A 15,703-nucleotide genomic window follows, 5' to 3' on the forward strand; every position below is an offset into this window, starting at 1 on the left:
TGTGACCCTCGCTTATCTTCGGTTGCGGCACAAGAGATATACCGTGACGATCACAGCCACGCTGAACAGGCTGGCAAGGATCGTCTGACGCTGCGCGGGCTGGACGAGCATGGCCAGAACGACGAGTACGACGCCGCAAAGGGTCGCTATGTTCAGCCCGGTGCCGAATGGCAGCGTGAAGGCGGCATTGCCGGGATCGCGCAGGCGGAAGATCCGGTGGGAGGACACGATGAGCGCGTAGATGAGCAGGATCACCGCACCGGTCGCCCCGAGGAGAAAGGCGAAGATAAGACCCGGCGAGAGGATCGAGCAGAAGGCGACGACGAGCCCGACAAGGCTCGAGAACGTTACCGCCCGCTGGGGAACGTGCCGTTTCGATACGACGGCGAATCTCCGCGGGGCCTCACCGAGTTCGGCAAGACCCCTGAGGGTGCGCGACGTGATGTAGATGCTCGAGTTGAGGCAGGACAATATGGCCGTGAACACGACCACCTGCATGAGCGGCGCCGCTCCGGGAACACCGAGGCGGTGCATGACAGTCACGAAAGGCGAGTGTCCCGGCTGGATGTCGGTCCAGGGAACCAGAACGAGGATGAGCGCCGCCGAGAGCACATAGAAGAGCGTGACCCGCACGCCGATCGTTCGCGTCACGCGGGCGAGATTCTCCTCGGCATTCTCCGATTCGGCGGCGGCCACCGTCGCCGATTCCGAGCCGATCATCGAAAAAAGAACGGTCGGCACGGCGGCAAGGATCGCTCCCCAGCCATGGGGGAAGAACCCCCCATGCGAAAAGAGATTGGCGCCGATGGCCGGATGCGGACCGAGAAGATGACCGAGACTGAGCAGGCCGAGCGCACAGAAGGCCACGAGCGTGGCCACCTTGATGAGGGAGAGCCAGAACTCGCATTCGCCGAAGAGACGGACCGAAACGAGATTGATGAGATTGACCGCGACGATGAGGGCCGGCGCGAGAAGCCAGACCGGCAGTCCGATCCAGTCTCGCAGGGCGATCGCGCCGCCGATAGCCTCCGCGCCGATGGTGACCACCCAGAAAAGCCAGTACAGCCAGCCTGAAACGAATCCGGCCCCCGGACCGTGCGCGGCCCGGATGCAGTCGATGAAGGTTCCGATGCCCGGTCGCGCGAGGAGCATCTCCCCGAGCATGCGGATGACGATCACGACGAGAAGGCCGGTCGCCACATAGGTCACGAGAATGGCCGGGCCGGCGGCTGCGATCGCCGCGGAACTGCCGATGAAGAGACCGGCTCCAATGACGCCACCGAGGGCGATCATGGCGATATGGCGGTCCTTGAGTTTGCCCCCGGGCAGGAGAGGGGGCTGATCCTCATGGGAAAGAGGCGGCTTTGCGTGTATATCTCTGTCCATCATGAATCGGACAAAGCCATGCAATGGCCTGTCCCGTCCAGATCGAACATTATAGTGAGGTAACGAATCGATGACACGCGTCTTCATCGACGGAGAAGCCGGGACCACGGGACTCGGCATCAGGGACCGCCTGCGAGGGCTGCCCGTCGAGATCCTCTCCATCGATCCGGCGCGACGCAAGGACCCCTCGGCACGTCTGGACATGATGACGAAAGCGGATCTCGTCGTTCTCTGCCTGCCGGACGATGCCGCGCGCGAGGCGGTCGCTCTCGCCGGCTCCCTGGAGCATGTCCGGTTTCTCGATGCCAGCACCGCCCATCGCGTTACGCAAGGATGGGAGTACGGCTTTCCCGAAATGACGCCGGAGCAGGCATCCCGGATCGGCAAGGCGCGTTATGTGGCCAATCCGGGCTGCTATCCCACCGGTGTGATCGCCCTGCTGCGCCCTCTCGTCGATGCGGGACTCATTCCTTCCGATCATCCTCTCACGATCAATGCCGTGAGCGGCTATAGTGGCGGGGGGCGTTCGGAGATCGAGGCGCATGAACGTGAGGGCGGTCCCGCTTTCGCTCTGTACGGCCTGGGCCTCGAGCACAAGCATGTTCCGGAGATCATGCATTATGGCGGTCTGACCCGGCGTCCGCTCTTCGTGCCCTCGATCGGCCATTTCGCCCAGGGGATGATCGTCTCGATTCCGCTCCATCTTCCGGATCTGCCGGGTCAGCCCTGCACGGCCGACATAGCGGCCTGTCTCGCCGCGCGTTACGCTGGCAGCGAGCGCGTGCGGGTCGTTTCATCGGATCGGCCGCGTCTGGATGCCGCCGCACTGGCCGGGCAGGACGATATGGAGCTGCGTGTTCATGGCAATGACGCCCGTGGCCATGTCCTTCTGACGGCCTGTCTGGACAATCTCGGAAAAGGGGCATCGGGTGCGGCGTTGCAGAATATCCGCCTGATGAGCGGGCGAGACGTTTCCTGCGCCTAGGACCGCCCGGCCGCCCGGGCATGGAAAGAGGATAAAGGGTGGCCGAAAACACCGAACCCCCACCTGAACCGTGTTCCGTATCCCCGCGAGAGCCGGATCGGGAACCGGAGAAATCTCCTGGCCCGGATACGGGCCGACTGGCCGACGACGTGCCGCCCGGACTGTTCCGGCATATTCTGGACCGGATTCCTCTTCTTGTAGCGCATGTGGATATTGCAGGGCGCGTCACCTATCTCAACGCCGCCTGGCGCACCCTGCTGGGGCGTGAGGAACCGCATCCGGCCCTGCTCTGGACCGAACTGCTCGCCGAGGGGAACCGGCCTTCCGATCCGGGCGCGTCACCGGTTCTGCACGATCCCTGGTCCGACTGGGTCGATCTGAATCATCGTGCCGGGGGGCGGGTCGCGGGCAGTCTGAGCTGGCAGAGGCTCGACCTCTTCTCCGGGCTTTCTTTCTCCGGGCTTTCTGCCGCACGCGCTGCGGAGGGCGTATCGGAGCGCGGATGGATCCTGTCCTGCCAGATCATGACCCAGGCTGGCCTCCCTGTTTTCAAACCGCAGAGCAGCGTATCCCCCGGCGAGAAAGGCGAAGAAGGCGGGATGCAGGGCAGCGCCGCCGGACAGGAAGCCTCCCGGGCGGGCAGACGCGGCACCAGCCGCGACATTCTGACCGGACTGCCGGACCGCACGGCCTTCGAGCACAAGGCTGTCGAGCTGCTGCATGTTGCGGCATCCCGTGAGCGCAGGCTCGGCGTGCTGCGCGTGGATATCGATCATCTGGGAGATCTGAACCGTCTTCTCGGCGAGGAGGCAGGAGATCAGGTCCTGCGCGTGGTCGGGCAGCGTCTTCGGGCCATTTTCCCCAGAGCCGCGCTCGTCGCACGCACGGGCGGCGACGAATTCTCGGTCCTGCTCCCCCATGATGGTCCCGACGGAAATCCTGCGTCCGGAAAAACGGTTTGCCCGGAACCGGATGCGGCGGAATCGGCCGCTCTCGAGGCGGCGTCGATGGCTCAATCCGTGCTCGATCTGGCGGATCTGCCGATTCAGGTCGGTGCGACCCAGATCACGTCGGGTCTGAGCATCGGCGGAGCCCTGTTTCCCGATCACGGGCGCGGGCTCGTCGCGCTCGAGCAATGCGCGGCCCTTGCACTCGCCGAGGTCAAGACACACGGGCGCGGCGGGTTCCGCATGTGGAGTCCGGTCTTCGGCAGGGGGGAGTCCGGAGTGACACGCCAGGCGCATTCCGTCCGGCAGATGCTGCGGCGCGACCTGATCTACCCGGTCTATCAGGCCAAGATTCGCCTGAGCGATTCCGTGCCGGTCGGAATCGAGGCGCTGATGCGCTGGCGCGGTGCGGGGGGCACAGCGGATGGACCGGAATCCCTGCCTGAGCTGTTCAGGAACTACGATCTGGCCACGCGTGTCTCTGCCCGGATGCAGGAGCGTGTCTTCTCGGACCTCGCCAGATGGTACCGGGAGGGGCTCGTGCCGCCGAGGATGGCGATCAACGTCGCGCCCGTCGAGTTCATGCAGGACGATTTCGGCGAGAAACTGCTTGCAAGACTTGCGGGTCACGGTCTCCCGCCCTCCGCGGTCGAGCTCGAACTGACCGAGCATGTCCTCTACCAGAACAGCACCCATTTCATTCATCGGGCGCTCTGTCTCCTGCACAAGGCGGGCGTCGCAATCACGCTGGACGATTTCGGAACCGGCTATTCCTCGCTCGGCTTCCTCCGGGATTTTCCGGTTTCCTCGGTCAAGATCGATCGCAGCTTCATTGCGCCCCTCTGCGAAGAGCCGGCCATGAGTGTGATCGTCGAGGCCATCATCCGCTTCGGCCAGGCGATTTCGGTCGATGTGGTCGCAGAAGGGATAGAAACCGAGGCGCAGAGCGCATATCTCAAACGTATGGGATGTCCCACCGGGCAGGGATATCTGTATTGCCCGCCTGTTGCGGCCGAGGACATGGCCGAACGTCTGCGGGCCGCGCGCCCCGGCGTTCACCTCCCGGGTCGTTCGCCCCAGAACTAGCGCCGAGCGGATGAGACCCGCCCCCCGATATGCCTTCCTGCGTCCCTGTGCTGCGTCCCTGCGCTGAATCCGGGCGCCGTCAGGAAGCCCCTTTTCCGGTGCCGTTTCTCCATTGCCGTATAGGGCGCATCGCCGGTATCCGTTGCCTTTCCCTCCCGATTTCGCTAACAGTTCCGTCGTTCATGCGAGAGTGACGGAACGGTAGACGTAGTCGGCTCAAAATCGACCGCCGCAAGGCATGGGGGTTCGAATCCCCCCTCTCGTACCATCGAACGACCGTATCGTCGCTCTCGCCTCCATACCGGCCCCGGAGGCGGGATCATGAGGGCATCCGGGATCATCAAGGCAGCTCCGGGGCCGCATTCCGGAAAAAAACCTTGCCTCCGAACGCGGTATTGAACCGGCGGTGACTTGCCTTTGCGGGGCGGCCTCCGGCATATCTCCCGGGTTTTCCTCCGTTTGCCGGACCGATCATGCTGCACCGTCCTGACAAGAAACCTGCCCGCCCGTATTTTTCGTCCGGTCCCTGTGCGAAGCGCCCCGGCTGGTCGCTCGGTGCGCTCGATAACGCGCTTCTCGGACGATCGCATCGCGCGCCCGAGGGGCGGGCGCGGCTCCGGGAAGTCATCGATCGGTCCCATGCGCTTCTCGGCGCGCCATCGGACTGGAAAATCGCGATCGTCCCTGCTTCGGATACCGGCGCCGTCGAGATGATCCTCTGGGCGCTGGCAGGCGATGCGCCGATCGATGTGCTTTCTTTCGAGAGTTTCTCCGGGCTGTGGGCGCAGGATCTGCGCGACGAGCTCCGTCTGCCCCGCCTGACCGTGCATGAGGCGCCCTACGGCGCATTGCCCGATCTGTCGGCGATCGACTGGTCTCACGACGTGGTCCTGACATGGAACGGAACGACCTCCGGCGTTCGCATGCCCGGACCGGAGGCGATCCCGGCGACGCATGAAGGGCTTGTCATCTGCGATGCGACATCGGCAGCCTTTGCCATGGACCTCCCCTGGGACCGGCTCGATGTCGTGACCTGGTCCTGGCAGAAGGCTCTTGGCGGCGAGGCGGCTCACGGCATGGTCGCTCTCAGCCCGCGCGCCGTCGCGCGGCTGGAAAACGGCGCCTCGCGTCCCTTGCCCAAGATCTTCCGTCTGACGAACAGGAAGGGACTGATCGACGCGATCTTCCAGGGCGATACGATCAATACGCCCTCCATGCTCTGCGTCGAGGATGCGCTCGATTCCCTCAGATGGGCGGAGGCCATTGGCGGTCTTCCGGCCCTCAGGGCGCGGAGCGAGGCAAATCTCGCAGCGGTGACCCGCTGGGTGGAAAAGACCGACTGGATCGCGTTTCTTGCATCCGATCCCGCTCTGCGATCCTCGACCTCGATCTGCCTGAAGATCGTGGCGCCCTGGTTCGTCGCCCTGCCGCAGGACGGACAGGGGCGTGCGGTCAAGGCCCTGACCGGTCTGGTCGCGGCCGAAGGGGCGGGATACGATCTCGCTTCCTATCGCGATGCGCCTGCAGGCCTGCGGATCTGGGGAGGCGCGACGGTCGATACGGCCGATATCGAAGATCTGCTGCCGTGGCTCGACTGGGCCTATCAGGCGGTGAGCAAGGAATATGCCGCATGAGGCTCACAGAAGAACCCGGTACCGCGCTCCTTCCCTCCGGTTTCATCGATCTGCTCCAGCATGAGGCCGAGGCCGAGGCCCGGGGCATCGAGGCAGTCATGGATGTCTTCGCCGGACACGGTTACGAACGCGTGCGCCCGCCGCTTCTGGAGTTCGAGACGTCCCTGCTTCACGGTGCCGGTCAGGCGCTGGAAGAGCAGACATTCCGGCTGATGGATCCCGAGTCCCGCCGGATGATGGCGCTGCGACCCGACATGACGACCCAGATCGCGCGTATCGCTGCAACGCGGCTTGCGGGTAGTCCCCGCCCCTTGCGGCTCTCCTATGCCGGTTCCTGTATCCTGGTGGGAACCCAGGGACGCGAGACGGAGCGCCAGATCAGCCAGGCCGGTATCGAGCTGATCGGTATCGACTCCATCGAAGCCGACACGGAAATCGTCCTGATCGCAGCCGAGGCGCTCCGGACCCTTGGCATCGAGAGTTTTTCGTTCGACCTGTCCTGCCCCGCTCTCGTGCAGGGGCTGGTCGATCTTTCGGGCTATACGGGGGCCCGTCGCGCGCAGCTCGTTCACGCGCTGGACCGCAAGGACATGGCGGCGGTCGCCGAGCTGGGGGGGCCGGTCGCCGCGATTCTCACGGCTCTGGTCGAGGCCTGCGGTCCTGCCGATACAGCCCTGCCCATTCTGGAAGGGCTCTCGCTTCCGCCCCGTATCCGTGAGATTGCAGATCGCCTGATTGCGGTGGTCCGTGCGCTCGGCGACCGCGATCCGTCTCTGCGTCTCACCGTCGATCCGGTCGAGTTTCGCGGCTGGCAATATCACACAGGGGTGTGCATGACGGTCTTCGCCGTCGGTCAGAGGGAAGAGCTGGGGCGGGGAGGCCGGTATCTCGCCCAGGGTGACGAACCCGCCTGCGGCCTGACCTTCAGGCCCGAGATTCTCCTTCGCGCGGCGCGTCCCATCACCCTCAAGCCCCGCGTCTATATCGCGGCCGAAGTTGCCGATGCCGCAGGGCCGGCGCGTTTGCGCCGCGACGGTTATGCGACGGTGGCGGGGCTCGCGCCGGTGGACGATCTCGCCGCCGAGGCGCGCCGGCTGAAATGCCGTTTCGTTTTCGTCGCCGACGAACTTATCACGCTGTAAAGGGAAAAGAGCATGTCCAACGTCACCGTCATCGGCACCCAGTGGGGTGACGAAGGCAAGGGAAAGATCGTGGACTGGCTGGCCAGCCGTGCGGATATCGTTGTCCGCTTCCAGGGCGGTCACAATGCCGGACACACGCTGGTCGTGGGCGATCAGGTCTACAAGCTCTCCCTCCTGCCCTCCGGCCTCGTGCGCGGCAAGACCGGCGTGATCGGCAATGGCGTGGTGGTCGATCCCGAGGCGCTCCTTTCCGAAATCGATCGCGTCTCGGCGCAGGGGCTCGTGGTCAATCCCGAGACGCTCTGGGTCGCCGACAACGTACCGCTCATCCTGCCGCTTCATGTGGCGACCGACCGCGCACGCGAAGCCGCGCGCGGCGACCGCAAGATCGGCACGACCGGGCGCGGTATCGGTCCGGCCTATGAAGACAAGGTGGCCCGTCGCGCCATTCGCCTGTGCGATCTGGCCGAGCCGGATACGCTCGACTGGAAGCTCGACGAATTGCTGCTGCACCACAACACGCTGCTTGCAGGTCTCGGTGCCGCGACCTTCACCAAACAGGACATTCTCGATCATCTGGCGAAGCTCGCGCCGCGCGTCCTGCCTTTCGCCTGCTCGGTCTGGGAGCGTCTGGACGAAGCCCGTCGTGCCGGTCGCCGGATCCTTTTCGAAGGCGCTCAGGCGGTCATGCTCGATGTGGATCACGGCACCTATCCCTTCGTGACCAGCTCGAACACGGTTGCCGCCGTGGCGGCCAGCGGCAGCGGCGTCGGCCCGGGAACGGTGGGTTTCGTCCTCGGTATTGCCAAGGCCTATACGACGCGCGTCGGGGAGGGGCCGTTCCCGTCCGAGCTGTTCGACGATGTGGGGCAGAGGCTGGGGGAACGCGGGCGTGAATTCGGCACGGTGACGGGCCGCGCGCGTCGCTGCGGCTGGTTCGATGCCGTGCTCGTCCGGCGGGCTGCCCGTGTCGGTGGCGTGAGCGGCATCGCTCTGACGAAGCTCGACGTTCTGGACGGGTTCGACGAGGTGAAGATCTGTGTCGGCTACGAGCTGGACGGAGAGACGATCACGTCCTTCCCCTCCAGCCCCGCCGCGCAGGCGCGGCTCAAGCCCGTGTTCGAATCCATGCCCGGATGGCAGGAGACGACCTTCGGGGCACGGAGCTGGGCCGATCTGCCCGCCGCCGCCATCAAGTATATCCGTCGTATCGAGGAGCTGATCGAGGCGCCGGTGACGCTGCTCTCCACGAGCCCCGAGCGCGACGACACCATCCTGATGCGCGATCCGTTCGAGGATTGAGACAGGAAAAAGCGGGCTGTGAAGCCCGCTTTTTTTTATCGGGTCCCTGTCTGTGCCGCTGTTTATGCCGCGGCGGCGACGGAGGGCAGGCGGATCAGGTAGTCGAAGGCAGAGAGTCCGGCTTTCGCCCCTTCTCCGGTCGCGACGATGATCTGCTTGAACGGGGTCGTGGTTGCATCGCCGGCAGCGAAGATGCCCGGCACGGAGGTGGCGTTGTGGGTGTCCACCACGATTTCTCCGCGTTCGCTCAGAACCACGCTGTCCTGTAGCCATTCGGTGTTCGGCACCAGGCCGATCTGGACGAAAATCCCCTCCAGCGCGATACGGTGCGACGCGCCCGTCGGACGGTCGCGATAGGCGAGCGCGGTCACGCGCGTGCCGTCGCCTTCCACCTCGGTGGTCTGGGCGTTCATGATGACGCGGACGTTCGGCAGGCTGAAGAGCTTGTCCTGAAGCACCGAATCGGCGCGCAGCACATCGGCGAATTCCAGAAGCGTCACTTCCGAAGCCAGACCGGCGAGGTCGATGGCCGCCTCGACACCGCTATTGCCGCCGCCGATCACCGCAACGCGTTTGCCCTTGAAGAGAGGGCCGTCGCAATGCGGACAATACGCCACGCCCTTGTTGCGATAGGCGTCCTCGCCGGGAACGTTCATGGCGCGCCAGCGGGCGCCCGGTGCCAGAATGACCGAACGGCTGCGCAGGCTTGCGCCGCTCTCGAACCGGATCTCGTGAAGACCGCCGGGCTCTGCGGCCGGGATAAGCGCGGTCGCGCGCTGTCCTGTCGTGATATCGACATCGTAGCCACGCACATGGGCCTCGAGCGCGGCTGCAAGTTTCGGTCCTTCCGTCTCGGGCACCGAGATATAGTTCTCGATCGCCATCGTATCCAGAACCTGACCGCCGAATCGCTCGCCGACGATCCCGGTGCGGATCCCCTTGCGCGCGTCATAGACGGCGGCCGCTGCTCCGGCCGGACCTGCTCCGACGATCAGTACCTCGAACGGAGCTTTTTCGGACAGGCGCTCCGCCTTGCGAGACGCCCCTTCCGTATCGATCCTGGAGAGAATGGCGTCCACATCCATGCGACCCGAGGCGAAAGGCGCCCCGTTCAGATAGATCTGCGGCACCGTCATGATGTTGCGCTCGGCCACTTCCTCCTGGAACAGCGCTCCGTCGATCGCCGTATGCTCGATCCCGGGGTTGAGCGCTGCCATTGCGTTCAGGGCCTGAACGACGTCGGGGCAGTTCTGGCACGAGAGAGACATGTAGGTCTCGAAACGCAGGGGGCCGGTCAGCTTCCCGATCTGCGCCGCCGTTTCGGCGTCGATCTTGGGAGGATGGCCGCCGATCTGGAGCAAGGCGAGGACGAGTGAGGTGAATTCATGCCCCATGGGAATGGCGGCGAACGTCACGGCTTCCGTTCCCGCCTGGCGCCGGATACGGAAGGAGGGGCGGCGAGCTCCCTCGGCTGCCGTGCCGATGGCGATCCGGTCGGAAAGCCCTGCGATATCGTCGATCAGCGCGCGCATTTCCTGCGCTTTCGCGCTGTCATCCAGGCTGGGTTCGAGAACGATGTCGTGTCTGAGATGGGCCAGATAGCCGCGCAGCTGGTCCTTGAGTGTCGTGTCGAGCATGAATTCCGTCCGGATTTGCGTGTTGATTGGCACGGGAAACTGGGAAAAACCGGGGGGCGAGGCCGCGCCTGGTTGCACCCGCCACGATCATGCAGCGGGTGCGGGAGCGATCGTCCCGGAAGGTCGGGTCAGATCTTGCCGATGAGATCGAGCGAGGGAGCGAGGCTCTCCGAGCCTTCCTTCCATTTTGCCGGGCAGACTTCTCCCGGATGGCGCGCGACGTATTGTGCGGCCCGGATCTTGTCCAGCAGGGCGGAGGCGCTTCGTCCCACCCCGCCGGAGGTGATCTCCATGTACTGGATGCGTCCCTCGGGATCGATGAGGAAGGTGGCCCGATCGGCAACCCCTGCCTCGTCGATCATGACGTCGAACTGCCGCGACAGGGCACCTGCTGGATCGGCCAGCATCACGTATTCGATCTTGCCGATGGCGGGCGAGGTGTCGTGCCAGGCCTTGTGCGTGAAATGCTTGTCGGTCGAGACCGAATAGATCTCGACGCCAAGCGCGCGGAACGCGGCGTAGCTCTCAGCCAGATCCTCGAGTTCGGTCGGACAGACGAAGGTGAAATCGGCCGGGTAAAAAAACAGGACCGACCATTGTCCCTTCAGATCCTGATCCGTGACCGTGAGGAATTCGCCGTTCCGATAGGCGTCCGTCGAGAAGGGGCGAATGGTTGAGTCGATTCTTGCCATGGTCCTGTCTCCGATAATCTGGTCCCGTGGTCTGGTCCCGGGGAAGCAGGGGCACCCTCTCACGGGGCGTAGTTAAAGCAAAACAGATCGTTCTGATGTGTGTGAAAGGAAAAACCGAACATCCCGAAGCCGGTCCCGGACGTCGCTTTCCCGAACTGTCCGCTCTCGGAGTTGCCCCGGCGGTCGAGCCGGTAACTATCCCTGTAGCGGCCCCGGAACCGGCAGCATCGCGCAGCTTCCCGGTCATCTGCGGTCCTCACGGCCGGGTTGCCTTGCCGAAATGGCTCGGTCGTATGCCGGTCGCACGTGTGAAGGCCGACGAGAAGACGCAGCCTCTGTTGCCAGGCAGCGAAACCGAGGCCGGTATCCGGAACTATGGCACAGTCGCGCCGGTTTATGGCGTATTCGCGCCGGAATGCCAAAGTGGACCTCCCTGGAATGCAGGGATGGCACGTCGTGCAGGTGGCGGCGCGCCGAAGCGAAGGACCGGAGCGAAGAGCCGGGCCGCGGCCCGAACCACGGCCCGAGCCAAAGCCTGGATCACGGCCGGAACCACGGAAGGAACAGGACATGAATATCGGATTTGTCGGTCTGGGGGCCATGGGACAGGCCATGGCGCATCGTCTGATCGCGGCAGGACACGACCTGCATGTGTGGAACCGTACGCGGAGCAAGGCCGACGCTCTCGTGGCGCAGGGCGCGCATCTGGCGCGCACGCCGGCAGAACTCGCAAGCAGGGTGGAGATCGTGTTCTCGATGCTGTTCGACGATGCGACGACCGAGGCGGTAACCTTCGGTGAGGACGGGATCGCACAGGGCATGACCGATACGGGGCTGCATATATGTTGCAGCACCCTGTCTCTCGCTCAGGCCCGTCGCCTGCGTGATGGGCATGACGCGCGTGGCCAGGCCTATATCTCGGCCAATGTCCTCGGTCGTCCGCCCGCCGCTGCGGATGGCACGCTCTACATCATCGCTGCGGGCAAGCCGGAACGGATCGCCCGGGCGGAGCCGGTGCTCGATTGCCTCGGTCAGACGCTGTTCCGGGTGGGTGAGGATCCCGTCCAGGCCAATCTGGTCAAGCTCTCGCTCAATTTCATGATCTACACGACAATCGAGCAAATGGCCGAAATCTTCACGCTCAATGAAAAATTCGGCACCGATCCCGCGAAGGTTTTCGAGATCATGACGAACAGCTTCTACACGGCGCCGGTGCATCGCAATTACGGAGGTCTCATGGTGAAGCACGATTACGATCATCCGGGCGCGCCGGTCACGCTCGGGCTCAAGGATATCGAGATGTTCCTCGGGGCAGGAGGAGAACAGGGCGTTCCCTTGCCCTTCGCCTCGATCATGAGAGACAGGCTGATCGCATCTGTCGGAGCCGGGGATGCCGAGCGCGACTTTGTCGTGCTTCAGGAGCGCATCCGTCAGGAAAGCGGGCTCGCACCGCGCTGACCCGGCCCGGCCGGAATGTTGGCGGCCGGAATGGTGTCAGTGGGGATAGCACTGGTCGGGATGGCGCAGGTCGGGATGGTGCAGGTCGAAGCCGCGAAGGAGCGTCAGGCCGGGGCGTGATGCCAGGCGGCGCCCGTATAGAAGAACTGCCCCATCCCGACCGTGAAAATCAGACAGCCATAGAGACTATGCTCCAGACAGACGGGCGCGAGCGACCCGTAACGTTCGTAATCGCGGGCGAACATCAGACCGCCTGCGAAGGTCAGGATTACGGCAATCCAGTTGAGAAAGATGACATGGGCAAAGGCGAAAGCGACGGCGCTCGCGCAGATCCGGGCCGATGGCGTGCCAAGGAGAGGACGATACCGGGTGAAGAGAAAGGCCCTGTACACCATCTCCTGCGGCCAGACCGAGAGCAGCGGATAAAGCAGCATCACAGCAAGCCATAGACCGGGTTTCTCCCGTGGCAGGGTGAGAAAATGCCCCGGCCAGAGCCATCGGGCGAGACATGCGATCACGGGAGCGAAGACAAGAAAGCGCAGGGAAACAGCGCGCAGCCCCTCACGCGGATAACGGGAAGGCGGTGTCTGCCCCCGAACGGCGATTTGCGCGGCTGCCGCAGCGAGCCAGAGGGAGAGGAACAGGATGCCGGGCCGCCGGATGGCCAGAACCAGAAGCGGCCCGCCCCCGAAAATCACGATCAGTTCGCAAAGAAGCCGGAGTCGCGCAGGGGAAGGCTGCGCGGGGAAGGGGGAAGAAGATCCTCCCGAGGCGGAGCGTCGACCAGAAAAACGACGCCCCGGACCCATCTCAGTCAGCTATATGGGCGCGGAGGGAAATACCCTCGTCCTGCCTGCGGCGCTGCTCGACCTCGACCGCCATGGCCTTTTGCAGTTTTTCGAACGCCCGGGCCTCGATCTGGCGTATCCGCTCGCGCGAGACGCCATATTGATGGGAGAGCTCTTCAAGCGTGAGGGGCTCGTCCTTGAGGCGCCGTTCGCTCAGGATATGGCGTTCGCGTTCGTTGAGCGATTTCATCGCTTCGGTCAGCAGGGCGTGACGACCGTTCATTTCCTCGGCTTCGCCCAGCGTCGTTTCCTGGCTCGCCTGATCGTCCACCAGCCAGTCCTGCCACTCTCCCTCGCTGTCGCTGCGGAGCGGTGCATTCAGGCTGTGATCGGGCGCGGAAAGACGCTGGTTCATTGACACCACATCCTGCTCCGGAACCCCGAGCGTGGTCGCGATCTTGCCGACCTGCTCAGGCTTCAGATCGCCATCGTCGATCGCCTGCATCTGCCCCTTGAGGCGACGGAGATTGAAGAAGAGTTTCTTCTGCGAAGCGGTCGTGCCCATCTTGACGAGAGACCAGCTGTGCAGAATGTACTCTTGCATCGCGGCACGGATCCACCACATCGCATAGGTGGCAAGACGAAAGCCGCGATCGGGATCGAAACGCTTGACGGCCTGCATCATGCCGATATTGCCTTCGCTGATCAGTTCGTTCAGCGGGAGACCGTATCCGCGATAGCCCATGGCGATCTTGGCGACGAGGCGCAGATGCGAGGTGACGAGCTTGTGCGCGGCCGCATCGTCTTCCTTGTCCCGCCAGCGGCGGGCGAGTTCGTTTTCTTCCTGCGGGCTCAGGATCGGGAATTTGCGAATTTCCTGAAGGTAACGGGTCAGGTTGCTTTCAGGACCGAGGGACAACACGGCGGAAGAGGCCATTGGGCTGCAACTCCTTTCGCCCGGTAAAGTGAGAACCATCTATACGGGGCGCGCCCCTGGGAGTTCCCGGCACCGGGTGACGCATGGATAAGGAAGGACTTTCGTCCCCGCTCGCCACCCTCATGATGAGCAATGCCGGGCGGTACGTCCGTTCCGGCGGCGCGTCAGCTCGTCGGATTGACTGAGAGTGCATCATAGACGGTTTTTCGTGTCAATAAAACAGACCACATTACTCCTAATTAACCCCGCCGAAGGATTTCGAGCAGAGTCCGGAAGTCGTCGGGCGGTTCCGTGGTGAAGCTCAGCGTCTCCCCGGTTCTTGGATGGGCGAAACCGAGACGCGCCGCATGCAGGGCCTGCCGGGGGAAATCGAGCGCGGCTGCGCGCGCATCGGAGGGGAGGCCGCGCGCAGCCGCGGGCACGCGACGCAGATAGACGGGATCTCCCAGAAGCGGATGACCGGCCTGGGAAAGATGGACGCGAATCTGATGGGTGCGGCCGGTTGCGAGCTTGCACCGGATGAGACTCACCGACGCATCGAGCGCCTCGAGCGTCTCGACATGGGTAAGGGCATGTTTGCCGCCGCTCGGAACGACGGTCATGCGTTTGCGATCGCGTTTGTCCCGACCGATCGCCCCGTCATAGCTCACCCGCGCGGGAAGCAGGCCCCAGGCCAGTGCCAGATACGCACGGTCGATGTCGCGCGCGGCGAAGGCATTCGAGAGTGTCTCATGTGCCAGCGGCGTCTTGGCGACGACCATCAGCCCCGACGTGTCCTTGTCCAGGCGATGCACGATGCCCGGACGCTTTTCGCCCCCGATTCCCTCGAGGTCGTCCCCGCAGTGGCCGAGAAGCGCGTTGACCAGCGTACCGGTCTCGTTCCCCGGCGCGGGATGCACCACCAGACCCGCCGGTTTGTCGAGGACAATCAGATCGCGGTCCTCGTAAAGGATGGGAAGCGGATGGTCTTCCGCCTGCGGTCGGGCTGGCGCCGCAGGAGGAACGACCAGCGCGACCCGTCGCCCTGCTTTTGTCGTTTCGGACGGCTCGCGTATGATCGCTCCGTCACAGGTGACATTGCCGGCTTCGATCAGCGATTTCACGCGCGAACGGGAGAGGGTGCCGATCGATTCGGCAAGGAAGCGATCGAGGCGCTGCCCTGCCTGTGCAGGCGTGATCTCGTATTCGAATCGGTCTGGAAGACGGGGCGTGGCTTCGGTCATGCGCCCCTTTAGCAACAAGGATCGTTCATCGCCATGACTTCACCAGCGCCGCCCGTATCCCGCGCGCTTCTTGCCGCCGTCATCGGGATGGGTCTCCTCATCGTACTCGGTACGGCGGGGCTCATCGGCATTATCGCGCATCGTGCGCTGTCTCCGGGAGTTGCGTCTTCTCCGGGAGTTGCGTCGTCTCCGGGAGCTGCGTCCGGAAGCGTGACGACACAGGGACGGGGCGGATTTGCGATGCAGGATGCACAGGGTGCTCGTGAGACGCCGGTCGCTCCTCTCGTGCTCGATGGGCACGGGGAGAAGATCCTCTCCCAGATTGCCCGACCCGATGGATCGCTCGCCCTTCATATCGCGGGGCCGGAGAGCGATCGGATCGTGATCTGGAACCCGGAGCGTCACGAGATCGTCGCGCGCTTCTCGCTGCGGAAATGAGCCTCCGGGCCCGATGCGCAGACACGGGCCGGACGGCGATCATGGCCT

At 64.2% G+C, this 15,703-nt stretch carries 13 protein-coding genes and 1 tRNA gene; 8 read left to right on the forward strand and 6 right to left on the reverse strand.

Annotation, left to right across the window (positions count from 1 at the left end):
• Positions 1-12: 12 nt before the first annotated feature.
• On the reverse strand, positions 13-1,389 hold the full coding sequence (locus tag SSA02_RS10325) for an amino acid permease (protein WP_246103846.1): 1,377 nt from the start codon (positions 1,387-1,389) through the stop codon (positions 13-15).
• 67 nt (positions 1,390-1,456) lie between these two features.
• On the opposite strand from SSA02_RS10325, the gene argC reads away from it, so the two are divergent.
• The 6 genes from argC to SSA02_RS10355 all read left to right on the forward strand — a co-directional run bounded on the left by argC (position 1,457) and on the right by SSA02_RS10355 (position 8,482).
• Positions 1,457-2,371, forward strand: a complete 915-nt coding sequence (argC, locus tag SSA02_RS10330) for an N-acetyl-gamma-glutamyl-phosphate reductase (RefSeq protein WP_147094007.1) — start codon at positions 1,457-1,459, stop codon at positions 2,369-2,371.
• A 149-nt stretch (positions 2,372-2,520) separates the two neighbouring features.
• Complete coding sequence (locus tag SSA02_RS10335; RefSeq protein WP_186807764.1) at positions 2,521-4,404, forward strand: GGDEF domain-containing protein; 1,884 nt, start codon at positions 2,521-2,523, stop codon at positions 4,402-4,404.
• A gap of 184 nt (positions 4,405-4,588) precedes the next feature.
• Positions 4,589-4,672: transfer RNA gene (locus SSA02_RS10340), tRNA-Leu, on the forward strand.
• A 205-nt stretch (positions 4,673-4,877) separates the two neighbouring features.
• Positions 4,878-6,038 (forward strand): phosphoserine transaminase, encoded by a 1,161-nt coding sequence (locus SSA02_RS10345; protein ID WP_147094009.1) that lies wholly within the window; start codon positions 4,878-4,880, stop codon positions 6,036-6,038.
• Positions 6,035-7,180, forward strand: a complete 1,146-nt coding sequence (locus SSA02_RS10350; protein ID WP_147094010.1) for an ATP phosphoribosyltransferase regulatory subunit — start codon at positions 6,035-6,037, stop codon at positions 7,178-7,180. Before SSA02_RS10345 ends, SSA02_RS10350 begins: the two co-directional genes overlap by 4 nt.
• Positions 7,181-7,192: 12 nt before the next feature.
• Positions 7,193-8,482 carry an adenylosuccinate synthase gene (locus tag SSA02_RS10355; protein ID WP_147094011.1) on the forward strand — a complete coding sequence of 430 codons (1,290 nt, stop codon included), beginning with the start codon at positions 7,193-7,195 and terminating at the stop codon, positions 8,480-8,482.
• Positions 8,483-8,544: 62 nt separating this feature from the next.
• On the opposite strand, the gene ahpF is transcribed toward SSA02_RS10355, so the two are convergent.
• Together ahpF and ahpC are read right to left on the reverse strand one after the other, a co-directional pair.
• Positions 8,545-10,119: an alkyl hydroperoxide reductase subunit F gene (ahpF, locus tag SSA02_RS10360; protein WP_147094012.1), complete on the reverse strand. Its 1,575-nt coding sequence runs from the start codon at positions 10,117-10,119 to the stop codon at positions 8,545-8,547.
• Between the two features lie 128 nt (positions 10,120-10,247).
• The gene (gene ahpC, locus SSA02_RS10365; protein WP_147094013.1) at positions 10,248-10,811 is read right to left on the reverse strand and encodes an alkyl hydroperoxide reductase subunit C; all 564 of its coding nucleotides are present in this window, start codon (positions 10,809-10,811) and stop codon (positions 10,248-10,250) included.
• 570 nt (positions 10,812-11,381) lie between these two features.
• On the opposite strand from ahpC, the gene SSA02_RS10370 reads away from it, so the two are divergent.
• Positions 11,382-12,269: an NAD(P)-dependent oxidoreductase gene (locus tag SSA02_RS10370; protein ID WP_147094014.1), complete on the forward strand. Its 888-nt coding sequence runs from the start codon at positions 11,382-11,384 to the stop codon at positions 12,267-12,269.
• A 104-nt stretch (positions 12,270-12,373) separates the two neighbouring features.
• Here SSA02_RS10370 and SSA02_RS10375 read toward each other — a convergent pair whose 3' ends face one another.
• From SSA02_RS10375 to SSA02_RS10385, 3 genes are all read right to left on the reverse strand, one after another.
• Positions 12,374-12,967, reverse strand: coding sequence for a CPBP family intramembrane glutamic endopeptidase (locus SSA02_RS10375; RefSeq protein WP_246103848.1), 594 nt, complete (start codon positions 12,965-12,967; stop codon positions 12,374-12,376).
• Between the two features lie 112 nt (positions 12,968-13,079).
• On the reverse strand, positions 13,080-13,994 hold the full coding sequence (gene rpoH / locus SSA02_RS10380; RefSeq protein ID WP_147094016.1) for an RNA polymerase sigma factor RpoH: 915 nt from the start codon (positions 13,992-13,994) through the stop codon (positions 13,080-13,082).
• Positions 13,995-14,233: 239 nt separating this feature from the next.
• Positions 14,234-15,217 (reverse strand): RluA family pseudouridine synthase, encoded by a 984-nt coding sequence (locus tag SSA02_RS10385; RefSeq protein WP_147094017.1) that lies wholly within the window; start codon positions 15,215-15,217, stop codon positions 14,234-14,236.
• A gap of 33 nt (positions 15,218-15,250) precedes the next feature.
• On the opposite strand from SSA02_RS10385, the gene SSA02_RS10390 reads away from it, so the two are divergent.
• A complete protein-coding gene (locus SSA02_RS10390) occupies positions 15,251-15,655 on the forward strand; it encodes a hypothetical protein (protein WP_147094018.1) in 405 nt (134 codons plus the stop codon).
• Positions 15,656-15,703: the final 48 nt, after the last annotated feature.

It is taken from the genome of Swaminathania salitolerans (genome assembly GCF_007988945.1).
Lineage (GTDB): Bacteria > Pseudomonadota > Alphaproteobacteria > Acetobacterales > Acetobacteraceae > Swaminathania > Swaminathania salitolerans.